Source organism: Enterobacter sp. DSM 30060, assembly GCF_013375955.1.
Lineage (GTDB): Bacteria > Pseudomonadota > Gammaproteobacteria > Enterobacterales > Enterobacteriaceae > Enterobacter > Enterobacter intestinihominis.
Genome location: NZ_CP056118.1, coordinates 3,619,391 through 3,639,748, shown reverse-complemented (window position 1 = coordinate 3,639,748; position 20,358 = coordinate 3,619,391). Strand labels below are relative to the sequence as shown.

The window sequence follows — 20,358 nt, the reverse complement described above, 5'->3', positions numbered from 1 at the left end:
AAGGCTCCACAGATTTTGCTGCTTGAAGGCCTTACTGTTTCTTCTTAGGAGCGAGCACCATGATCATCTGGCGGCCTTCGATCTTCGTTGGGAAGGATTCGACTACTGCCAGTTCACTCAGATCTTCACGGACGCGGTTAAGCACTTCCATACCAATCTGTTGGTGGGCCATCTCACGACCGCGGAAACGCAGCGTGATCTTGGCCTTATCGCCATCTTCCAGAAAGCGAATCAGGCTGCGGAGTTTTACCTGATAATCGCCATCGTCGGTACCAGGACGGAATTTGATTTCCTTAACCTGGATAACTTTTTGCTTCTTCTTCTGTTCCTTAGAAGATTTACTCTTTTCATAAAGGAACTTGCCGTAGTCCATAATACGACAAACTGGCGGTTCGGCGTTAGGGCTGATTTCAACTAAATCTACTCCAGCTTCTTCAGCTTTTTCGATCGCTTCTCTCAGACTCACAATCCCCAGTGGTTCACCTTCAAGATCTGTTAAGCGAACTTCCTGGGCGCGAATCTCGCCATTGATACGATTCGGACGTGCCGTTTGAACTCGTTTTCCGCCTTTAATACCTTATTCCTCCAGTTGTTGAAGACTGCGGCTGCGAATCTCTTGTTGCAGCTTCTCAATCACTTCACTTACGTCCAGGCTCCCCAGGTCTTTACCACGGCGGGTGCGAACGGCAACTTTGCCTGCTTCCACCTCTTTATCACCACAGACCAACATATACGGGACACGACGTAAAGTGTGCTCGCGGATTTTAAAGCCAATCTTCTCATTTCTCAAGTCTGCTTTTACGCGAATGCCCGCATTTTGTAGTTTCTGCGTCAATTCTTTAACGTAATCCGCCTGAGAATCGGTAATGTTCATCACAACTACCTGCACTGGCGCAAGCCAGGTTGGGAAGAAGCCCGCGAACTCTTCAGTCAGGATGCCGATGAAGCGCTCCAGTGAACCGAGAATCGCACGGTGAATCATAACCGGCACCTGACGCTCGTTGTCTTCACCAACATAAGAGGCGCTTAAACGCTGCGGCAGGGAGAAGTCCAGCTGTACCGTTCCGCACTGCCATGCGCGATCGAGGCAGTCATACAGGGTAAATTCAATTTTTGGACCGTAGAATGCGCCCTCGCCCAGCTGGTATTCGAACGGAATACCGTTCTCTTCCAGCGCCACGGCGAGATCCGCCTCTGCGCGATCCCATGTCTCATCGCTACCGATACGTTTTTCCGGACGCGTTGAGAGTTTGACCACGATCTTCTCGAAGCCAAAGGTGCTGTACATATCGTAGACCATACGAATACAGGCGTTAACTTCATCACGTACCTGATCTTCAGTACAGAAGATATGCGCATCATCCTGAGTAAAGCCACGAACACGCATCAGACCGTGCAGCGCACCTGATGGCTCGTTACGGTGGCAGCTACCGAACTCCGCCATACGCAGCGGTAGATCGCGGTAGGATTTCAGACCCTGGTTGAAGATCTGAACGTGGCCCGGACAGTTCATTGGCTTGATGCAGTATTCACGGTTCTCAGACGAAGTGGTGAACATCGCATCTTTGTAGTTGTCCCAGTGGCCGGTTTTTTCCCACAGCACACGGTCCATCATGAACGGGCCTTTCACTTCCTGATACTGGTACTCTTTCAGCTTGGAGCGCACGAACGTTTCCAGTTCACGGAAGATTGTCCAGCCGTCGTTATGCCAGAACACCATCCCCGGCGCTTCTTCCTGCATATGATACAGGTCAAGCTGCTTACCGATTTTACGGTGGTCACGCTTAGCCGCCTCTTCCAGGCGTTGCAGGTACGCGTTCAGGGCTTTCTTATCGGCCCATGCGGTACCATAGATACGCTGCAACATTTTATTGTTGCTGTCGCCACGCCAGTAGGCGCCTGCGATTTTCATCAGTTTGAAGTGATGACAGAAGCGCATATTCGGCACGTGCGGTCCACGGCACATGTCGACATATTCTTCGTGATGGTACAAGCCAGGCTTGTCATCATGAGCGATGTTTTCATCAAGAATCGAGACTTTATAGCTCTCGCCGCGCTTCACGAAGGTTTCACGCGCTTCATGCCAGCTGACTTTCTTCTTGATGACGTCATAGTTCGTTTCGGCGAGCTCATGCATACGTTTTTCGAGCGCGTCGATATCTTCCTGTGTCAGGGTGTGGTCAAGGTCAACGTCGTAGTAGAAGCCGTTGTCGATAACCGGGCCGATCGCCATTTTGGTGTTGGGCCACAGCTGCTTAATAGCATGACCTAACAGGTGCGCACAGGAGTGACGAATGATCTCCAGACCTTCTTCGTCTTTCGCGGTGATGATCGCAAGCGTTGCATCGCTTTCAATCAGATCGGACGCGTCTACCAGTTCACCGTTTACGCGGCCTGCAATGGTTGCTTTTGCGAGTCCAGGACCGATATCCAGTGCAACATCCATTGGGCTTACAGCGTGGTCGAAATGGCGTTGGCTGCCATCAGGAAGAGTAATTACAGGCATTTTATATCCTTATTTGCAGTGATGCCCCACACATAAGAGCATATACAAAGAAAATAATCGTGATTTAACAGTAGATTACGAAACCATCTGACCAACAATCGTCAAATTGGTTCGTCATCATGCACCTGCCGATTCAGATAAATGCGGATTTACGGCAAGCAGCGTAATGGTAACACTATTAACAGGGCGAATGCACCTTCCCGCGACCGATTTGAACCGCTCATTCTTATGTCTGCGGTCATGAACTTTTGTTGACGGGGGCTCGCAATCCGAAAGTGCTGAGCTATTCTTGATCTGGTCCTTAAACATCGAAGGGGTATCACATGAATGTATCGAGCAGAACCGTTGTGATATTGAATCTACTTTCCGCTGCTGGTCTGGTATTGATACTGGCCGACAGATTCCACTGGTTTTAAGCCGAACCGCTGTTCTGGCATAACCTGTTGTCCCGGGTAAAGCGCTTTCTGGCGCAGACTTTGGTAGACTAAGGGTATCAACTGACAAGGATTGGGTTATGCCTACAAAAAGATTTGCCGTTAAGCACTGGAAAATGGTCGTGGTGTTAATCGCTATTTGCGGCGCGATGTTGCTGCTGCGTTGGGCCGCGATGATCTGGGGCTAATATTATGTCAGCGAAAACGTGCCGTGAATTTACTGAATAAATCTTAACTATCTTTACGATAATTTATGGTCCAAAACCGGTACGTCATAATCCGGTTTTCGCCAGGCTGGGACAGCGTATATATTCCATCACATGTGGCAATTGAAATATCAGGACCACTCACCCGCCACCAGCTTGTGTACATCAAATGCATCATTCATTGACTGGCCGGTAGACTGGGAGCCAGGGGCAATGTTGGAGCCTGCTTCAACATCAGAGGCTTTAGCGATCCCGACTGGGCTGTTAACGTCACTGGCAGGTTGCGTCATATTATCAGCAGCAAATACGCCAAATGAAAGTGCGGAAAGCACCATCGCTGCTGTAGCGGTTTTGATTTTTTTCATAATTCTGTTCTCATACTTAATTAATGCAGAAATGCCTGAGGCGAGTTTTTTGCCTGTGCCGTAAGTGTAGATCTGGATCACACTTTTGCCTAGTCAAATTATTTATCAAATCGTGTCAAATAAACTGAATAAGGCCTGGTCGCCTAATTATGGAGAAATTATGAAGACGAAAGCATGCCTATTATTTCAAAACGCCGTTTAATATAAATAAGCACAGTTTCAAAAAATAAAAAACAGGCCGAGAATAGTCCCGGCCCGAAGAAATTACATTTTATAACCTAAAGAAATCGTGGTTCGGCGATCGGTATGTTCCGGCGCGGAATCAGGCGGTGATGAGTTCCAGGTTACGTTGTACGCCACCTTGAGTCCAAAGTGTTCGTTGATAGCCACGTTCAACGCACTTTCAGAGTTCAGCGTTGTATCTTCAGCACCAAACACCGACACACCCTGGGTGAATTTAGCGTTGTCAGTCATTTGCCATGCGTAGGTGCCCGATGCATAACCCAGCGGCTGGGTTTCATCTTCGCCGTTGGTGTACTCGTCGTAACGGACACCCGGACCGAATTCAAAACGGAGGCTGTGCACCGGTCCATTCAGGAACTGACGACCATAACCCGCAGTCATGACATCGCGCTGGCGATAGCCGTTGTAGCGGTCAGTAAGCCAACTCGCCTGCCCGAACAGGTAGTCATAATCTGTCATGTTGTAACGGCTACGCCCACCTACCGCGTATTTCTCAGAGGAGCGTTCATCGTTAGCAGACGTGTTGCTGGCATTGCCCCACAGCGACCAGGCCGTGGTGTTGCCGTACCAGGTCAGGGTGCTGTCTGCGGTCATGGAGGAGCTTTTCGTGTTACCGGATTGCGCCAGATACCCGGCATTCACGTTACCTTCAAAGGGTTTTTTGGCAGTGGAGGGATCGTCCATGACAGTAAAAACGGTATCATCGGCGGTTGCATTCAGTGACGCAAATACGCCACCCGCCAGCATCAGTGCTGCGGGTACTGTCTTCAAAAGCTTCATTTATTTTAGGAGTCCGTACAACATAAAAAGAGACCGTCACGGTCTCGGAAACTTTCTTGCGGATCAATGACAAGGCGACCATAGAAAGGTAACAAATTATAAAAAGCCGCAAATAACATAGCAATAATTTCTTCTTTCATTTTTTGAATAAGAACCATCCCAAAACGCGATTTAATGTATATACCCGGCCAAGGTTTTTTGTCAGCATTCATTTTTAAAATCATACTGTTATTTACGTTGCCTTCCTGCCAAACGGTGCCAGGCTTAAAATAACCCATGATAAAAGGAGGTCATGATGGCTTCGATTTACACGCTGACGCTCTCCCCTTCCCTCGACTCTGCGACCATGACGCCGCAAATCTATCCGGAAGGTAAGCTGCGCTGTAGCGCGCCGGTGTTTGAGCCGGGCGGCGGCGGCATTAACGTGGCGCGTGCCATTACCCATCTCGGCGGAAAAGCAACCGCCATCTTCCCCGCTGGCGGCGCCACGGGTGAGCATCTGGTTGCGTTGCTGGCAGATGAACAGGTTGCCGTAGATACCGTTGACGCCAGAGACTGGACCCGGCAAAACCTGCATGTCCATGTTGAATCCAGCGGCGAGCAATATCGTTTTGTGATGCCAGGGGCGAAGTTGAGCGATGATGAGTTTCGTCAACTGGAAGAGAAAGTGCTGACCATTGAAAGCGGCTCATTGCTGGTGATCAGCGGTAGCCTGCCGCCGGGCGTCAAAACAGAAAAGCTGACGGCACTGGTTCAGGCGGTGCTCCAGCGCGGCATCCGCTGCATTGTCGATAGCTCAGGCGATGCCCTGAAGGCGGCGTTAGAGCCCGGACAACTTGAACTTGTCAAACCTAACCAGAAAGAGCTCAGTGCGCTTGTCAATCGCGAGCTCAACCAGCCTGATGACGTGCGTACTGCCGCAGAAGAGCTGGTACGCACGGGCAAAGCGCATCGCGTTGTAGTCTCTCTCGGTCCTCAGGGTGCGCTGGCCGTCGACAAGACGGGCTGCGTGCAGGTTGTTCCACCGCCGATGAAAAGTCAGAGTACCGTGGGTGCCGGTGACAGTATGGTTGGCGCGATGGTGCTGAAGCTGGCGCAGGGCGCTTCGCTTCTGGAGATGGCACGCTATGGCGTCGCGGCAGGGAGCGCTGCCACCATCAATCAGGGAACCCGTCTGTGTTCGCTTGCGGATACTCAGAAAATTGTCGATTACCTGGCGAGAAGCTGAACGTGCTTCCCCTTCCCGTGGAGGGGGAAGTCGCCAAATATGGCTTATCGACTATGCTAAGAAAACTTTCAGGATAACAACGAGGTGAATTATGAGCAGTGGTGATATCACCCGCTACGTCGTAACCGTCAATATTCATGAAGCATCGCTGACCGAACTGAATGAACTCAACAACGCTTTCACGCGGGCGAATTTTCTGCTCACGCTGACGGACGATGAGGGCAATATTCACGATCTCGGCTCGCTGGCCTTTGGCCTGATAAGCCCGCTGAGTCAGGAGGAGGTGAAGGCGCTGGCCAGTAGCCTGGTGGAAAGCGTGACTGACAAAGCCACGGAAATTGATGTGGATAGCTGGGAAAACTGGCATAAAAAAGAGCAATAAGTGCCCTGTACAAAATTAAACCGCTCAGTTGTGCGTTAGTTCCTGTTTTTTTATAGCCGTTTTGCGCTAACTTTATGATCTGGCAGACAACATGGGAGAGACATCATGTGGCAGGCTATCAGTCATCTTTTAAGTGAGCAACTGGGTGAAGGTGAAATTGAACTGCGTAACGAACTGCCAGGCGGAGAGATCCATGCCGCATGGCATTTACGTTACGCCGGGCGCGATCTCTTCGTAAAATGTGATGAGCGCGAATTGCTCCCCATTTTTACGGCCGAAGCCGATCAGCTTGAGTTGTTATCGCGCAGTAAAACAGTCAACGTTCCACAGGTTTTAGCCGTTGGCAGCGATCGTGACTACAGCTTTCTGGTGATGAACTATCTTCCGGCGCGCCCTCTGGATGCGCACAACGCCTTTATTCTAGGCCAACAGATCGCCCGTTTGCACCAGTGGAGCGATCAACCTCAGTTTGGGCTCGATTTCGATAACGACCTCTCTACCACCCCACAGCCAAACGCGTGGCAACGCCGCTGGTCGACTTTTTTCGCCGAGCAGCGCATAGGCTGGCAGCTGGAGCTGGCCGCTGAAAAGGGACTAGCGTTCGGCAACATCGACGCGATTGTTGAACACATTCAGCAGCGTCTGGCTTCGCATCAGCCTCAGGCTTCCCTTCTGCACGGTGATTTATGGTCGAACAACTGCGCGCTTGGGCCTGATGGTCCCTATATATTTGACCCGGCCTGCTACTGGGGCGACAGAGAATGTGACCTCGCGATGCTGCCGTTGCACCCTGAACAGCCGCCGCAAATTTATGATGGCTATCAGTCTGTCTCGCCGTTACCTGCGGGTTTCCTTGAACGTCAGCCGGTTTATCAGCTGTACACCTTGCTAAACCGGGCGATTTTGTTTGGCGGGAGTCATCTGGTGAATGCCCAGCGGGCGCTGGATCGTATCCTGGCGGCATAGCGGGAGGGGGCGGCAATACGCCCCCTTTGACATTACAGGAAGCCGAGCAGCGTAAAGAAGAAATACCCGGCCACAATGATAATAACCGGCAGGATGTAGAGCGGGAAAAACTGCACAAAAATGGTATGACGCGGAACGACAATGCGCGATTCGATCTGCTCGCGGCTCATCCCGTCAGGGCCTTTCGCCTTCTCAAGTATCAGCTGATCTTCCACCCCTTCGCGTAAAAAGCGGGTCTGGCGACTCATGCGCGCGCCGGAGGCCTGCAACGCCATCGCGATAAAGATCAACGCATAGATTATCCAGAACCCGACATTCAGCTGGTGGTGAAAATCCGGGGTGGGCGAGTTGAACCAGAAGACGTTCAGGAATGGGGTGTTAAACCGCATCATCTCAATCATGACGTGGGCAAAATCAAGCATGACGGCATTAATGCCCGGCTGTTTTTCGCTGTGATCGTACATAAATTTAAGTACGGAGATCAGCGTTGAAATCAGGGCGGGAATGAAAATAACCCAACCAGCAATACGTTTTAAGACTGCGATGCGTCCAGCTTGTTGATACGTCATTAGTTCCTCTTCATAAAGACGCGTTATTTGTGCCTAAGTCTACCTGCTGTCGGTCATTTTCGCCCGATCTTTGAATGCAATATGCTAAATTGCTTGTGCTTAGCACCGTTCGTCTTACCCCCAAGATAAGGAGATGTTGTAATGTCGACACCGCGCCAGATACTTGCCGCTATTTTTGACATGGATGGATTGTTGATTGATTCCGAACCCCTGTGGGATCGGGCTGAACTGGACGTGATGGCCAGCCTCGGCGTCGATATCAGTCGTCGTAATGAGCTTCCCGATACCCTGGGGCTGCGCATCGATATGGTGGTTGACCTTTGGTATGCCCACCAGCCATGGGTTGGCCCGGATCGCGACGAAGTTACGGCGCGCATTATCAACCGTGCTATCTCCCTTGTAGAAGAGAATAAGCCTCTGTTACCGGGCGTACGCGACGCTATCGCCCTGTGCAAGGCGCAAGGGCTGAAAGTGGGGCTTGCCTCTGCCTCACCTCTGCATATGCTGGAAAAAGTGCTGACGATGTTCGGGCTGCGCGACAGCTTCGACGCGCTGGCCTCGGCCGAAAAGCTTCCTTACAGCAAGCCACATCCGCAGGTGTATATGGACTGCGCCGCGAAACTGGGGCTGGATCCGCTTACCTGTGTGGCGCTGGAAGATTCGGTTAACGGCATGGTGGCGTCCAAAGCCGCACGTATGCGCTCCATCGTTGTGCCGGCTGAAGAAGGCCGACACGATCCCCGCTTTGCCCTCGCGGATGTCAGGCTGACGTCTCTTGAAGAATTGACTGCCCGCCATCTGCGCGGAGAGTAACGCTCTTTCAGGCAGCTTCGGCTGCCTGTATCACAAAATTAAAACAACGTTTTACTTTATTTGCTTTTCTCATTCCAGACTCCTATCCTTACGTGCAGAATGACAATAACCTGACTTCTGAGGCGCGTATGATACTGGATGTTTTTACTCTGGCAGGAAAAGTGGCGATGGTGACCGGGTGCGATACCGGTCTGGGGCAAGGCATGGCCATTGCCCTCGCCCAGGCAGGATGCGATATCGTGGGGGTAAACCGCAAGGTTCCTGACGAAACGGCAGCGCGCGTCACGGCGCTGGGACGGCGCTTTATCGCAATTCGCGCCGATCTCGGCAAGCATGAGAGTATTCAGAGCGTCGTGGATACCGCCATCACAGAGATGGGCCGCATCGATATTCTGGTTAACAATGCCGGCACCATTCGTCGGTGCGATGCGCTGGAATTTAGCGAGAAGGACTGGGACGAGGTCATCGATCTCAATCTGAAATCGGTCTTTTTCCTCTCTCAGGCAGTAGCGAAACAGTTTATCGTGCAGGGTCAGGGCGGCAAGATTATTAACATTGCCTCCATGCTCTCCTTCCAGGGCGGCATTCGGGTGCCGTCCTATACGGCTTCGAAAAGCGGCGTACTCGGGCTCACCCGCTTGCTGGCAAACGAATGGGCGCCGCTAGGTATTAACGTGAACGCTATCGCGCCGGGTTATATGGCGACAAATAACACCCAACAACTTCGCGATGATGAGCAGCGCAGCCAGGCGATCCTCGACCGTATTCCGGCGGGCCGCTGGGGACTTCCGGAGGATTTACAGGGTCCGGTGGTGTTTCTGGCCTCGGCGGCGTCGGATTACGTTAACGGCCATACCCTTGCCGTAGACGGTGGCTGGCTGGCGCGCTAACCGCCGGTTTGTGACAAAGAGTTACACCGTCACCTCTTTCACACACTGTATAAAAACCCTATACTGTATGGATTGACAGTTTACCGGGTTTTATCATGACGGCGGAAGGCCACCTGCTTTTTTCACTTGCCTGTGCAGTGTTTGCTAAAAACGCTGAACTGACCCCTGTGCTGGCCCAGGGGGACTGGTGGCATATTGTCCCTTCTGCCGTGCTGACCTGCCTGCTGCCGGACATCGACCATCCAAAATCATTCCTTGGTCAGCGGCTGAAGTGGATTTCAAAACCCATCGCCAGAGCCTTTGGTCATCGCGGGTTTACCCACAGCCTGCTGGCCGTATTTGGCCTGCTTACACTCTTCTATTTGAAGGTTCCCGAGAGTTGGATAGTCCCGGCGGATGCCATTCAGGGCATGGTGCTCGGCTACTTAAGCCATATCCTCGCCGATATGCTGACGCCAGCGGGCGTTCCGCTGCTCTGGCCCTGCCGCTGGCGTTTCCGCCTGCCAATCCTCGTGCCGCAAAAAGGCAACCAGCTGGAGCGCGTTCTGTGCATGGCGCTGTTTGCCTATGCCGTCTGGATGCCGCAGACATTGCCCGAAAATGGTGCAGTGCGCTGGTCATCGCAGATGATCAACTCGCTGCAATTTCAGTTCAATCGTTTTATTAATCACCAGATTGAGCATTAAACCGGCAATACAATCACTTTTGTCATAAACCATTCCATATGGATATAAGCGCCACATCACACTTCTGATAACCTTGCGCCAACAGGTTCGGTAAAAACCGACCGTATAATAAATCAGGAGAACGGGGATGAATTTTCCACTCATCGCGAACATTGTTGTGTTCGTCGTATTGCTATTGCTTCTCGCCCAGGCTCGCCACAAACAGTGGAGCCTGGCGAAAAAGGTACTGGTTGGTCTGGTCATGGGCGTGGTGTTTGGCCTGGCCTTACACGCTATTTACGGCTCCGACAGCCCGGTACTGAAAGATTCCATTCAGTGGTTCAACATTGTCGGTAACGGCTATGTACAGCTGCTGCAAATGATCGTTATGCCGCTGGTATTCGCCTCAATTCTGAGCGCCGTAGCCCGGCTGCATAATGCTTCTCAACTGGGTAAAATCAGTTTCCTGACCATTGGCACCCTGCTCTTCACCACGCTGATTGCGGCGCTGGTGGGTGTGCTGGTTACCAATCTGTTTGGCCTGACTGCTGAAGGTCTGGTGCAGGGTAGCGCTGAAACCGCGCGTCTGACGGCGATTGAGACCAACTACGTGGGTAAAGTGGCCGATCTGACCGTTCCGCAGATGGTGCTCTCCTTCATTCCGAAAAACCCGTTTGCTGACCTGACCGGTGCAAGCCCAACCTCCATTATCAGCGTAGTGATCTTCGCTGCGTTCCTGGGCGTGGCTGCGCTGAAGCTGCTGAAGGACGATGCGCCGAAAGGCGAGCGGGTTCTGACTGCCATCGATACCCTGCAAAGCTGGGTAATGAAGCTGGTGCGTCTGGTCATGCAGCTGACGCCATACGGTGTCCTGGCGCTGATGACCAAAGTCGTGGCAGGTTCTAACCTGCAAGACATCATCAAGCTTGGCAGCTTTGTGATTGCCTCGTACCTCGGTCTGGGCATCATGTTTGTTGTGCACGGCATCCTGCTGGCGGTGAACGGCGTTGGCCCGCTGAAATATTTCCGCAAAGTCTGGCCGGTGCTGACCTTCGCCTTCACCAGCCGTTCCAGCGCGGCATCGATTCCGCTGAACGTGGAAGCACAGACACGTCGTCTGGGCGTACCCGAGTCTATCGCCAGCTTCTCGGCCTCCTTTGGCGCCACCATCGGGCAGAACGGCTGTGCGGGTCTCTACCCGGCGATGCTGGCCGTGATGGTTGCCCCAACCGTGGGTATTAACCCGCTGGATCCGGTCTGGATTGCGACGCTGGTCGGTATCGTGACCATTAGCTCCGCCGGTGTTGCGGGCGTGGGCGGCGGCGCGACCTTCGCTGCGCTGATCGTTCTGCCTGCGCTGGGGCTGCCGGTAACGCTGGTTGCCCTGCTGATCTCTGTTGAACCACTGATCGATATGGGTCGTACCGCGTTGAACGTGAGTGGTTCAATGACCGCCGGTACCCTGACCAGCCAGTGGCTGAAGCAGACCGACAAAACGATTCTCGACAGTGAAGATGATGCCGAACTGGCACATCGTTAATCACTGCTGAAATAAAAAAACCGCCATCGGGCGGTTTTTTTATGGCTGTTATTCTTCAACCTCTTCATCCTGGCGGGTCTGCATTGCCCATCGCTGCGCCGATTCCGGCACCGTAAACGCAGGGGAGCGACGGAAGTGCTCGCCAATCAGCACGAAGGCAACGTATTTACCCCGCAGCATCCAGACATCGCGAAAACCATCCACCTTCAGGGCATGGTCTGGCGGCGCGGGCTCAACGCGGGGTACATAGCTAATAACCTGGCGGTTTTGTTGACGAAGAGGTTTCATAAGCGACGGGTTCACTAAAGCAAATTCTTAAAGCAGGAAATTTCTATCATAGCCGATTCTCCCCCCGCCCGTCGCGCCTGACGTATCGCAGATGGCTCCTTTCGCTAATCAATATCTGAAAACGCTTAGTTCGCCTGCTAATTCTTAACATTGTTCTATCCTTAATAGGGTTTTTAGGAATGAACAAAGGAGAAGCGTGCAATGTCGAACAATGATAAACCACATCAGTCACCCATTCATGGGACTGAAGAATCTCAACCGGGAATGGACTCACTTGCCCCAGCCGACGGCTCACACAAACCATCACCGGGTCCTTCCGCACCGGGTGAACAGCCTACCGCCCCGGGCAGCATGAAAGCCCCGGAAACGGAAAACGAAAAGCTGAAATCGCTCGATCCTCACCGCAAGGGCGGTGAAGGCCATGCGCTGACCACGAACCAGGGCGTTCGCATTGCCGATGATCAGAACTCCCTGCGCGCCGGAACGCGCGGCCCGACGCTGCTGGAAGATTTCATCCTGCGCGAAAAAATCACCCATTTCGACCATGAGCGTATCCCTGAGCGTATCGTCCACGCTCGCGGCTCCGCGGCGCACGGCTATTTCCAGCCGTACAAGAGCCTGAAGGAGATCACCAAAGCAGATTTCCTTTCCGATCCGAACAAAATCACACCGGTGTTTGTGCGTTTCTCTACCGTACAGGGCGGCGCGGGTTCGGCCGACACGGTGCGTGATATCCGCGGCTTCGCCACCAAATTCTATACCGAAGAGGGCATTTTCGACCTCGTCGGGAATAACACCCCGGTTTTCTTCATACAGGACGCGCATAAGTTCCCTGACTTTGTCCATGCGGTAAAACCAGAACCACACTGGGCCATACCGCAGGGACAAAGTGCGCATGACACATTCTGGGACTACGTCTCCTTGCAACCGGAAACCCTTCACAACGTGATGTGGGCGATGTCTGACCGGGGGATCCCGCGCAGCTATCGCACCATGGAAGGCTTTGGTATTCATACCTTCCGTCTGATTAACGCTGAAGGTAAAGCGACGTTTGTGCGTTTCCACTGGAAACCGGTCGCAGGGAAAGCGTCGCTGGTGTGGGATGAAGCGCAGAAGCTGACCGGACGCGATCCGGACTTCCACCGTCGCGAACTGTGGGAATCCATTGAAGCCGGTGATTTCCCGGAATACGAGCTGGGGTTACAGCTGATCCCGGAAGAAGACGAGTTCAAATTCGACTTCGACCTGCTCGACCCGACCAAGCTTATTCCTGAAGAGTTGGTGCCGGTTCAGCTGGTGGGTAAAATGGTGCTTAACCGCAACCCGGATAACTTCTTCGCGGAAAATGAGCAGGCAGCGTTCCACCCGGGCCATATTGTGCCGGGGCTGGACTTCACCAACGATCCGCTGCTGCAGGGTCGTCTGTTCTCTTACACCGATACGCAGATCAGCCGTCTTGGTGGACCTAACTTCCATGAGCTCCCAATCAACCGTCCGACCTGTCCGTACCATAACTTCCAGCGTGACGGGATGCATCGCCAGGATATCGATACCAACCCGGCGAACTACGAGCCGAACTCCATTAACGATAACTGGCCGCGTGAAACCCCGCCGGGGCCAAAACGTGGCGGATTCGAGTCGTATCAGGAGCGCGTGGACGGAACAAAAATTCGCGAGCGCAGCCCGTCATTCGGCGAATATTACGCTCAGCCTCGCCTGTTCTGGAACAGCCAGACCCCGATCGAACAGCAGCACATTATCGGCGGCTTCAGCTTCGAGCTGAGCAAAGTGGTGCGTACCTACATTCGCGAGCGCGTGGTCGACCATCTGGCGCATATTGATATCCAGCTTGCTCAGGGCGTAGCGAATAATCTCGGCATTACGCTGACTGACGAGCAATGCCATGCTGCACCGCCTAAAGACGTGAACGGGCTTAAGAAGGATCCGTCCCTGAGCCTGTACGCGGTACCTGGCGGGACGATCAAAGGCCGCGTAGTGGCTATCCTGCTGAACGATAAACCGCGCGCCAGCGACGTGCTGGGGATCATGAGGGCGCTCAAGACTCAGGGCGTACATGCCAAACTGCTTTACTCACGCATGGGTGAAGTGACGGCCGATGATGGCTCCGTCCTGCCGATTGCCGCGACCTTTGCCGGGGCACCGTCCCTGACGGTTGATGCGGTGATTATGCCGTGCGGCGACGTTGAGAGTCTGCTCGGTAACGGTGATGCCGCCTATTATATGCTGGAAGCCTATAAGCACCTGAAGCCAATCGCCCTCGCAGGCGATGCGCGGAAGTTTAAATCGCTGCTGAAGGTACCGGATCAAGGGGAAGAAGGCATTGTCGAAGGTGATAACATTGACGATGCGTTTATGACCCGGCTGTTTGACCTGCTCGCCGCGCACCGCGTGTGGTCGCGCAGCAGCAAGATTGACCAGATACCGGCGTAAAAAAAGCCGGGTGGCGATACGCTTACCCGGCCTATATTTCGACTGATGTTGTAGGCCCGGTAAGGCGAAGCCGTCCCCGGGCTTTATTTTGCTCACAAATCCCTGAACGTCCCCAGACGAAACCCACGCTCGGCAATCGCATACGTCAACGACGCCGACGTTAGCACGTCCAGTTCCGCCAGACGCGGCCAGCAGTAGGCGCTCTTACGTACGATGTTATCGACAAACGCCGGATGCGCCATTACCTCAAGCGAGCGCTCCCCTTTTGCGGCGGAGGCATCCAGCACCTTCAGGAACAGCGCTTCGTCGATATCGTCGCCATAAAATGCGCTGCTGAACCCCTCCGTTGACGTCACCGCAACGTCCGGCAGTCCGCGCACCTCCCGATCCACGCGCATCGCCACGCCTTTACGTTTGGCAAATTCTGCCACAAGCGGGAAAATCGCCGGGATCATATGCACATGATGATGACTGTCGATATGGGTGGGCTCGCGGCCAAACACATCCACAAAGCGGTTAAACTGGCAATCCAGCTCGCGGGCAATCTCATCGAGCGGCAGAGCGTCCTGCTCCGCCATTTCCCAAATCCATTTACCCAGTTGTCCGTCGCGCGTCAGCCCCGGCATCGGTGAAAGGGGCAACCCAAGCGTCAGCACAAAGTGCATGCCCACGCCCAGTTCGGGCAGCTCACGGCTTAGCTGCGCCGCATGTTCCACCGCCTCACCGTTGATGAGCGCTGTTGTAGAGGTCACGACGCCCCGGCGACAGGCTTCGATAATGCCGTAGTTCTGCCCTTTTGACAGGCCGAAATCATCGGCATTGACGATCAGCAGGTTTTCCATCGCGCCTCCTCTTAACGGTGTGTGAGTTTCAGTTTCTCAACCGTTGCAGCAAAGTTTGGCAGCCATTTCTCATGCGCCAGGATCATCTCACTCGCGAGTTTTTCAGCGTCACGGTCAGAATGCACCAGCGGGCTCAGGTTCAGCGCCAGCAGCACGTCATTCAGCTCGCCGCTCAGGGCCGCATTGCTCGCCGCCACTTCAAAGCCTTTGATGGTGTGAATCAGGCCCATCACCTTATCGTCGAAGTGGGTAATGCGGGGATGCGGTTTTGCACCCTCGCGCCCAAGGATGCAGGTCATCTCTACGGCCCAGTCTGCCGGGATATTGTCGATGTGCCCATGATGCGGAACGTTCACATAGTGCTCGGCCTGCTTGTCATTGTAAATGGCGTTGATCACTTCACACGCGGCATCTGAATAGTATGCCCCACCGCGCTGCTCAAGCTCTTTCGGTTTGACGTTCAGGTTCGGATCTTTATACAAATCAAAAAGCTGCTTCTCTACTTTCTGTACAACCTGAGCGCGTGCGCCACCTTTGTAGTATTCGCCCATTTCAATCGCCAGCATCTCTTTCTGCTTGAAGTAGTAAAGCAGATACGAGCACGGCAGCAGATTCAGGGAGCGGATCAGCCCTTCGCTGAACGGCAGATCGAAGATGTTTTTCACCGAGGCCGCGGTCAGGCGACCAGAGGCAACGCCATCAAGCAGTTCCGCAAAGCGCGATTGCCCGTTCACAATCACATCTTTGATAAAGACCATGTGGTTCAGGCCGAACAGGTCAATGGACAATTCATCGTTATCGGTTAGCGCCAGCACATCGCGGATGAACATCTTCATGCCGATCGGAATATTGCAGACGCCGATAAAGCGTTTGAAACCGGTGTGACGATAGACTGCCTCGGTGACCATCCCGGCCGGGTTGGTAAAGTTAATCACCCACGCGTTCGGGCAGATCTCCTCCACGTCTTTAATGATGTCAAAAATGACCGGAATCGTACGCAGACCTTTAAACAGGCCACCTGCCCCGTTGGTTTCCTGGCCCAGATAACCGTGGCTCAGCGGAATACGCTCGTCCAGCTCACGCGCCTTCAGCTGGCCGACGCGCAGCTGGGTGGTCACGAAGTCAGCATCTTTCAGCGCCAGGCGGCGATCCAGCGTTTTATGCACGGTTAAAGGCACGCCTGCTTTTTCAACCATGCGTTTGCACAGTTCAAAAATAATATTTAGCTTCTCCTGACCTTCTTCAACATCTACCAGCCATAATTCGCTGACCGGTAATTCATGATAACGTTTCAGGAAACCTTCAAGTAATTCCGGGGTATAGCTGCTGCCGCCACCAATGGTTACGACTTTTAATTTCTTTTGCATAAACTCTCCCTTAGCTTATCAGGGTAATCGCCTGCAAGGTATAGCGTACTCTTCCCGCTATTTGGGCAAGCCATTACGTCAATATTCCTGGCGGATAACCGCCGAAAGTTAATTAATTACCGTTAAATTTTTGCGGTAACTGTTCGGTGTGAATGAAGTCATTTTCTTAAAGGTTTTAATAAACAGGCTGGGGCTGCTGTAACCCGATTCGTAAGCGATATCGGTGACAGAGTAGTTAGTAATTTCCAGCTGTTTTTTGGCAAAATTGATGCGGATTTCATTAATAATTTGAACAGGCGTTTTACGGTAATAGCGCTGCGTGGCACGCGTTAAATATTCCTGCGATTTACCCGACAGCGCCACCATGTTTTCCAGGGCGTTATCGCTGAACTGTCCTTTGTCGTGCATCAGCTCCACGGTACTGCGCAGCCACTGAGGAATATCATCCACCACCTGCTGTTCTTCACGGTGATGGCGAAGACGGTTCATGACGTAGAACGTCACGGTTTCAATAAATTCATCAAATTCATTGTCGCGGAAATTCAGCGAGGCGATAACCGTTTCAATCCAGGTCATAAACTCATTTTTAACGCGATACACCTGTGACGCCACAAAGCAGAACGGAACCAGCGGCAGATAGTGCTTCTCGAAGAAACGCCTGCTCACCCCTACGTTAAGAATGCGCGTCGCACCAAACTCATAAAAGCTCTGGTGATAGGACCCCATCGGCAGGAAGACGAAATCGCCACGCTCAAGCAGGACGCGCTTACCGTTAATCTCCTGATAGTAGCGGCCGGTCAGAACAATCGTGAACTCGTAGTAGTCATGCTGGTGCAGACCGCTGGCGCTCTCCGTTTTGTTGTAAATCACCACGTGAAAATTCTTGCCATTAAACAGCTGCTGCTCATGTGCGGTTTTGATTTCCATCGTGCTGACCTCCTGGTGCCTGTTCAGACTTACTGCATCTTCTCGTGAAGCTCGATGAGCTCCGCTACCATCTCGCGCGCCAGCATGGAGGTCATCAGGTGATCCTGCGCATGTACCAGCACCAGACTCACTTTCATCTTTCCTTCGCCCTGGTCGCTTTCGATGAGTTTCGTCTGCACCAGATGCGCTTCGTTTAACGCCGTACGGGACTGCTCCATCATGGTTTTCGCGGCAACAAAATCGCCCTGCTTAGCCTGCTTAAGCGCCGCATACGCCAGGCTTCGCGCCTGCCCGGAATTGATGATGAGCCCCATCACCACCTCTTCCAGATCGTTCACTGCGGTTTCTTCGGCAACGATACTCTCTAAATCTAACATCTTTAAGCTCCTTTACGCTGGCGCGGGCTGCCCCGCGCCGTGCAATTTTAGAATTTCAGTGCGAGGGCGATATCCTCTTCGCTCTCTTCTTCATCGATAACCGTTGCAGCCTTGTTCGCAATCGCCACGAACGGCATGTAGAGCAGGGTTGCAATCCCGAGGTTGAATATCGCCAGCAGGAAGGCGGCCACGCTACCGTTGGTGTTGAAGAACGCGCCCAGACCAGCTGGCATCGTCCACGGCGCAATGTTGGTCACCGGCGGGATAATGCCCAGGTAATACGCCGTCAGCGTAATCGCGGCCAGCAGCGGCTGAACCAGGATGAATGGAATGAACATCACCGGGTTCATGATAATTGGCAGACCAAACAGGATCGGCTCGTTAATCTGGAAGATGCCTGACGGCAGGGCCAGCTTCGCAACCTGACGATGGTCGGCGCGGCGAGAGACAATAAAGACCGCGATGATCAGACCCAGCGTCGCCCCGGTACCGCCCAGGAAGATATAGGAGTCAAGCATCGGCTTCGCCCACACATGGAAGGTTTTACCGGCCGCCAGCGCCGCATCGACGGAGCCGTACTGCTGGTAAAGCGCGACGTTTTCCAGTGCCCACGGGGTCATAATACCGCTGTCCAGCGCCGCCAGTGCCAGTGAACCATGCACGCCGAAGAACCACAGCAGGGAGGTAAAGATGACATACGCCCAACCGACCACGCTACCCATCGACGCCAGCGGCGTTGAGATAGAGTCCATAATGATCTGGTGGAAGTTAGTCCCCCAGTGAGAGAGCGCCCAGGCAATAATCCCCATGATGGAGAGAATAATGAAGCCCGGTATCAACGCGGAAAATGAACGAGAAACGGAGGCCGGAACGCTATCCGGCAAGCGGATAACCCAGTTGCGGCGAATAATAAAGGTGAACATTTCGGCCACCACCAGTCCGATAATAATACCGGAAATGATGTTTGCCCCACCCAGCCAGTTGGCGCCCACGGCGTAAGCGTCGCCCACGCTGTACGGCGTGACGGTCATAAACGCGGCAATGGACAGTAAGCCTGCCGCCAGCGGATCCACCTTACGCTCTTCCGCCAGCGCCATTCCAATAAAGAAAGGCGCCATTAGCGACATAATACCCAACGTACCGTTGTATACGTTGCCGCCAATGGCTTTTAAACCATTAAGGGTTTCAATAGTAGAAGCATCTAACCTAATTCCTAATGAATAAAAAAAGGAACCTTCTCCAAAGCTGAGAAAAACGTTGTTAATTAAAACGAACATTGCCCCGGCTAATGTCAACGGCATTAATTTAATAAAGCCGTTCTTAATGGCATTAACGTGAGGCTGCTTTCCTATTTTAACAGCAAAAGGAAGGAGTACCTTTTCAAGTGAAGCGATGACTTTACTCATAGGAAAATACCCTTAAATGCCGAAACGACCGTTACGGCGTATTGTGTGTGAAATAACTCTTTGACGGGAAAAATAAAAAATTAATTAGCAGCTTTTTTAATCGCCGCAACAGCAGCTTTTAATACACCTAAACCATCAATCTTGCCGTATAAAACGGAATCGATCACTTCGACCGGCTTATTAGGGAGCAAACGTTGAATTTCTGGCAGCATATAAGCGATTTGCGGCCCGAGTAAAATTACATCTGCTGTCTGACCCTTTTCGCCCGCCAGCGTTTCCGGAAACGCCTCAATCACCACAGGGACTTCATATTTTTCGGCCTGCGCGCGCATTTTTGAAACCAGCAGCGAAGTGGACATGCCCGCAGAGCAGAACAAGTAGATATGTTTCTTTTCCATGATAATTTCCCTCTTATTGGTCTGACCGCCGTCGCGCTATCACTCGACTCGCTATCCTGGCTGACGGGCAGTGTGCTGAACATTGTTTGTCGTTGAAGTGAGTATACGCAATGGTACAGGGAGGGGATAATTCTGGATAGACTCAAATTGTCTCTCATTGACCTGGCTTGTTGACTACCTTCACATTTCAGGCAAATATTTCGCGCTAAGAAATAAGATTTACGTATGCATAAAAAAACCGGCCATCAGGCCGGTTTGTTAACACTTTCAGGCAAGCGCGGTTACTGCGCCTTAGGTGCCTGTGGATCGGTGTCGTATTCAGCGCAGGTCTGGTAGCCCGAATTGATCACGTGACCGGTATCATCCAGGGCGACAAAGTAGGTTTCTGCCTTACCATTACGTTGACCCAGAATATAGGTCTGGCAGGTGCCACGCGCGTGGATCATAGTGACTTCTGAAGAAGGTTTACCGGCAATGGCTGCAACCTGGGAACGCGTCATGCCTTTTTTGACGTCTTTTACCACTGGCTGTGTGAACTGATCTGTGGTGCGATCGTAAGCTGTACACCCAGCCAGCATAGTCAGTACCGCCGCTGCGCTTAAAATTCCTGCTACGTTCTTGTTCATATTCCGTCCTCTTGTTTATCAGCGTGTTAACTAAGCATGGGATAAAAATTACTATTGTTCAACTTTGCGAGTTACGCCAGACGAATTTC

General features: G+C 52.7%; 24 protein-coding genes. 10 read left to right on the top strand and 14 right to left on the bottom strand.

The features are described 5' to 3' along the window. Positions 1–31 precede the first annotated feature (31 nt). Both infC and thrS read right to left on the bottom strand, forming a co-directional pair. The gene (gene infC, locus HWQ15_RS17310) at positions 32–574 is read right to left on the bottom strand and encodes a translation initiation factor IF-3 (protein WP_059443439.1); all 543 of its coding nucleotides are present in this window, start codon (positions 572–574) and stop codon (positions 32–34) included. Between the two features lie 3 nt (positions 575–577). Beyond that, positions 578–2,506 carry a threonine--tRNA ligase gene (gene thrS / locus HWQ15_RS17305; protein ID WP_006809077.1) on the bottom strand — a complete coding sequence of 643 codons (1,929 nt, stop codon included), beginning with the start codon at positions 2,504–2,506 and terminating at the stop codon, positions 578–580. Positions 2,507–2,829: 323 nt separating this feature from the next. Between thrS and yncL the strand changes: the two genes are divergently transcribed. Further along, complete coding sequence (yncL, locus tag HWQ15_RS17300) at positions 2,830–2,922, top strand: stress response membrane protein YncL (RefSeq protein ID WP_071785204.1); 93 nt, start codon at positions 2,830–2,832, stop codon at positions 2,920–2,922. Positions 2,923–3,020: 98 nt separating this feature from the next. After that, the gene (yniD, locus tag HWQ15_RS17295; protein ID WP_003857815.1) at positions 3,021–3,128 is read left to right on the top strand and encodes a small membrane protein YniD; all 108 of its coding nucleotides are present in this window, start codon (positions 3,021–3,023) and stop codon (positions 3,126–3,128) included. 149 nt (positions 3,129–3,277) lie between these two features. Here yniD and HWQ15_RS17290 read toward each other — a convergent pair whose 3' ends face one another. The 3 genes from HWQ15_RS17290 to HWQ15_RS17280 all read right to left on the bottom strand — a co-directional run bounded on the left by HWQ15_RS17290 (position 3,278) and on the right by HWQ15_RS17280 (position 4,812). Continuing rightward, positions 3,278–3,511 (bottom strand): hypothetical protein, encoded by a 234-nt coding sequence (locus HWQ15_RS17290; RefSeq protein ID WP_032622263.1) that lies wholly within the window; start codon positions 3,509–3,511, stop codon positions 3,278–3,280. A gap of 264 nt (positions 3,512–3,775) precedes the next feature. Then, on the bottom strand, positions 3,776–4,534 hold the full coding sequence (locus HWQ15_RS17285) for a YdiY family protein (protein ID WP_022647833.1): 759 nt from the start codon (positions 4,532–4,534) through the stop codon (positions 3,776–3,778). Between the two features lie 5 nt (positions 4,535–4,539). After that, a complete protein-coding gene (locus HWQ15_RS17280; protein ID WP_063149521.1) occupies positions 4,540–4,812 on the bottom strand; it encodes a hypothetical protein in 273 nt (90 codons plus the stop codon). Between the two features lie 17 nt (positions 4,813–4,829). On the opposite strand from HWQ15_RS17280, the gene pfkB reads away from it, so the two are divergent. The 3 genes from pfkB (at position 4,830) to HWQ15_RS17265 (ending at position 7,110) form a co-directional block, all read left to right on the top strand. Next, on the top strand, positions 4,830–5,762 hold the full coding sequence (gene pfkB, locus HWQ15_RS17275) for a 6-phosphofructokinase II (RefSeq protein ID WP_022647831.1): 933 nt from the start codon (positions 4,830–4,832) through the stop codon (positions 5,760–5,762). Between the two features lie 91 nt (positions 5,763–5,853). Then, entirely contained in the window at positions 5,854–6,144 is a 291-nt protein-coding gene (gene ghoS / locus HWQ15_RS17270; RefSeq protein ID WP_003857822.1) for a type V toxin-antitoxin system endoribonuclease antitoxin GhoS, read from the top strand. 105 nt (positions 6,145–6,249) lie between these two features. Continuing rightward, complete coding sequence (locus tag HWQ15_RS17265; protein WP_022647830.1) at positions 6,250–7,110, top strand: fructosamine kinase family protein; 861 nt, start codon at positions 6,250–6,252, stop codon at positions 7,108–7,110. Between the two features lie 32 nt (positions 7,111–7,142). On the opposite strand, the gene HWQ15_RS17260 is transcribed toward HWQ15_RS17265, so the two are convergent. Next, positions 7,143–7,679 carry a YniB family protein gene (locus HWQ15_RS17260; RefSeq protein WP_015570741.1) on the bottom strand — a complete coding sequence of 179 codons (537 nt, stop codon included), beginning with the start codon at positions 7,677–7,679 and terminating at the stop codon, positions 7,143–7,145. Positions 7,680–7,820: 141 nt separating this feature from the next. Between HWQ15_RS17260 and hxpB the strand changes: the two genes are divergently transcribed. The 4 genes from hxpB (at position 7,821) to tcyP (ending at position 11,587) form a co-directional block, all read left to right on the top strand. Then, a complete protein-coding gene (hxpB, locus tag HWQ15_RS17255) occupies positions 7,821–8,492 on the top strand; it encodes a hexitol phosphatase HxpB (protein ID WP_022647828.1) in 672 nt (223 codons plus the stop codon). Positions 8,493–8,620: 128 nt separating this feature from the next. Further along, positions 8,621–9,382: a 2-dehydro-3-deoxy-D-gluconate 5-dehydrogenase KduD gene (gene kduD / locus HWQ15_RS17250; RefSeq protein WP_063149522.1), complete on the top strand. Its 762-nt coding sequence runs from the start codon at positions 8,621–8,623 to the stop codon at positions 9,380–9,382. 95 nt (positions 9,383–9,477) lie between these two features. Next, on the top strand, positions 9,478–10,068 hold the full coding sequence (locus tag HWQ15_RS17245) for a metal-dependent hydrolase (protein ID WP_015570742.1): 591 nt from the start codon (positions 9,478–9,480) through the stop codon (positions 10,066–10,068). 127 nt (positions 10,069–10,195) lie between these two features. After that, on the top strand, positions 10,196–11,587 hold the full coding sequence (tcyP, locus tag HWQ15_RS17240) for a cystine/sulfocysteine:cation symporter (RefSeq protein ID WP_022647826.1): 1,392 nt from the start codon (positions 10,196–10,198) through the stop codon (positions 11,585–11,587). A 48-nt stretch (positions 11,588–11,635) separates the two neighbouring features. On the opposite strand, the gene cedA is transcribed toward tcyP, so the two are convergent. Next, positions 11,636–11,875, bottom strand: a complete 240-nt coding sequence (cedA, locus tag HWQ15_RS17235; protein WP_022647825.1) for a cell division activator CedA — start codon at positions 11,873–11,875, stop codon at positions 11,636–11,638. A gap of 201 nt (positions 11,876–12,076) precedes the next feature. Between cedA and katE the strand changes: the two genes are divergently transcribed. Continuing rightward, positions 12,077–14,326 (top strand): catalase HPII, encoded by a 2,250-nt coding sequence (gene katE, locus HWQ15_RS17230; protein ID WP_063149523.1) that lies wholly within the window; start codon positions 12,077–12,079, stop codon positions 14,324–14,326. A 92-nt stretch (positions 14,327–14,418) separates the two neighbouring features. On the opposite strand, the gene chbG is transcribed toward katE, so the two are convergent. The 7 genes from chbG to osmE all read right to left on the bottom strand — a co-directional run bounded on the left by chbG (position 14,419) and on the right by osmE (position 20,269). Further along, the gene (gene chbG / locus HWQ15_RS17225) at positions 14,419–15,168 is read right to left on the bottom strand and encodes a chitin disaccharide deacetylase (protein WP_063149524.1); all 750 of its coding nucleotides are present in this window, start codon (positions 15,166–15,168) and stop codon (positions 14,419–14,421) included. An 11-nt stretch (positions 15,169–15,179) separates the two neighbouring features. Next, on the bottom strand, positions 15,180–16,535 hold the full coding sequence (locus HWQ15_RS17220) for a 6-phospho-beta-glucosidase (RefSeq protein ID WP_022647822.1): 1,356 nt from the start codon (positions 16,533–16,535) through the stop codon (positions 15,180–15,182). 108 nt (positions 16,536–16,643) lie between these two features. Then, a complete protein-coding gene (gene chbR / locus HWQ15_RS17215; RefSeq protein ID WP_022647821.1) occupies positions 16,644–17,462 on the bottom strand; it encodes a transcriptional regulator ChbR in 819 nt (272 codons plus the stop codon). Positions 17,463–17,491: 29 nt separating this feature from the next. Then, positions 17,492–17,839, bottom strand: coding sequence for a PTS N,N'-diacetylchitobiose transporter subunit IIA (gene chbA, locus HWQ15_RS17210; protein ID WP_022647820.1), 348 nt, complete (start codon positions 17,837–17,839; stop codon positions 17,492–17,494). 47 nt (positions 17,840–17,886) lie between these two features. Further along, the gene (gene chbC / locus HWQ15_RS17205; RefSeq protein WP_017384664.1) at positions 17,887–19,245 is read right to left on the bottom strand and encodes a PTS N,N'-diacetylchitobiose transporter subunit IIC; all 1,359 of its coding nucleotides are present in this window, start codon (positions 19,243–19,245) and stop codon (positions 17,887–17,889) included. Between the two features lie 80 nt (positions 19,246–19,325). Continuing rightward, entirely contained in the window at positions 19,326–19,643 is a 318-nt protein-coding gene (gene chbB / locus HWQ15_RS17200; RefSeq protein WP_015570750.1) for a PTS N,N'-diacetylchitobiose transporter subunit IIB, read from the bottom strand. Positions 19,644–19,924: 281 nt separating this feature from the next. Beyond that, entirely contained in the window at positions 19,925–20,269 is a 345-nt protein-coding gene (osmE, locus tag HWQ15_RS17195) for an osmotically-inducible lipoprotein OsmE (protein WP_022647818.1), read from the bottom strand. Positions 20,270–20,358 lie beyond the last annotated feature (89 nt).

Coding starts and splice junctions, on each gene's coding strand:
- thrS (WP_006809077.1), bottom strand. CDS start 2,506: ATGCCTGTAATTACTCTTCCTGATGGCAGCCAACGCCATTTCGACCAC.
- yncL (WP_071785204.1), top strand. CDS start 2,830: ATGAATGTATCGAGCAGAACCGTTGTGATATTGAATCTACTTTCCGCT.
- yniD (WP_003857815.1), top strand. CDS start 3,021: ATGCCTACAAAAAGATTTGCCGTTAAGCACTGGAAAATGGTCGTGGTG.
- HWQ15_RS17290 (WP_032622263.1), bottom strand. CDS start 3,511: ATGAAAAAAATCAAAACCGCTACAGCAGCGATGGTGCTTTCCGCACTT.
- HWQ15_RS17285 (WP_022647833.1), bottom strand. CDS start 4,534: ATGAAGCTTTTGAAGACAGTACCCGCAGCACTGATGCTGGCGGGTGGC.
- HWQ15_RS17280 (WP_063149521.1), bottom strand. CDS start 4,812: ATGGGTTATTTTAAGCCTGGCACCGTTTGGCAGGAAGGCAACGTAAAT.
- pfkB (WP_022647831.1), top strand. CDS start 4,830: ATGGCTTCGATTTACACGCTGACGCTCTCCCCTTCCCTCGACTCTGCG.
- ghoS (WP_003857822.1), top strand. CDS start 5,854: ATGAGCAGTGGTGATATCACCCGCTACGTCGTAACCGTCAATATTCAT.
- HWQ15_RS17265 (WP_022647830.1), top strand. CDS start 6,250: ATGTGGCAGGCTATCAGTCATCTTTTAAGTGAGCAACTGGGTGAAGGT.
- HWQ15_RS17260 (WP_015570741.1), bottom strand. CDS start 7,679: ATGACGTATCAACAAGCTGGACGCATCGCAGTCTTAAAACGTATTGCT.
- hxpB (WP_022647828.1), top strand. CDS start 7,821: ATGTCGACACCGCGCCAGATACTTGCCGCTATTTTTGACATGGATGGA.
- kduD (WP_063149522.1), top strand. CDS start 8,621: ATGATACTGGATGTTTTTACTCTGGCAGGAAAAGTGGCGATGGTGACC.
- HWQ15_RS17245 (WP_015570742.1), top strand. CDS start 9,478: ATGACGGCGGAAGGCCACCTGCTTTTTTCACTTGCCTGTGCAGTGTTT.
- tcyP (WP_022647826.1), top strand. CDS start 10,196: ATGAATTTTCCACTCATCGCGAACATTGTTGTGTTCGTCGTATTGCTA.
- cedA (WP_022647825.1), bottom strand. CDS start 11,875: ATGAAACCTCTTCGTCAACAAAACCGCCAGGTTATTAGCTATGTACCC.
- katE (WP_063149523.1), top strand. CDS start 12,077: ATGTCGAACAATGATAAACCACATCAGTCACCCATTCATGGGACTGAA.
- chbG (WP_063149524.1), bottom strand. CDS start 15,168: ATGGAAAACCTGCTGATCGTCAATGCCGATGATTTCGGCCTGTCAAAA.
- HWQ15_RS17220 (WP_022647822.1), bottom strand. CDS start 16,535: ATGCAAAAGAAATTAAAAGTCGTAACCATTGGTGGCGGCAGCAGCTAT.
- chbR (WP_022647821.1), bottom strand. CDS start 17,462: ATGGAAATCAAAACCGCACATGAGCAGCAGCTGTTTAATGGCAAGAAT.
- chbA (WP_022647820.1), bottom strand. CDS start 17,839: ATGTTAGATTTAGAGAGTATCGTTGCCGAAGAAACCGCAGTGAACGAT.
- chbC (WP_017384664.1), bottom strand. CDS start 19,245: ATGAGTAAAGTCATCGCTTCACTTGAAAAGGTACTCCTTCCTTTTGCT.
- chbB (WP_015570750.1), bottom strand. CDS start 19,643: ATGGAAAAGAAACATATCTACTTGTTCTGCTCTGCGGGCATGTCCACT.
- osmE (WP_022647818.1), bottom strand. CDS start 20,269: ATGAACAAGAACGTAGCAGGAATTTTAAGCGCAGCGGCGGTACTGACT.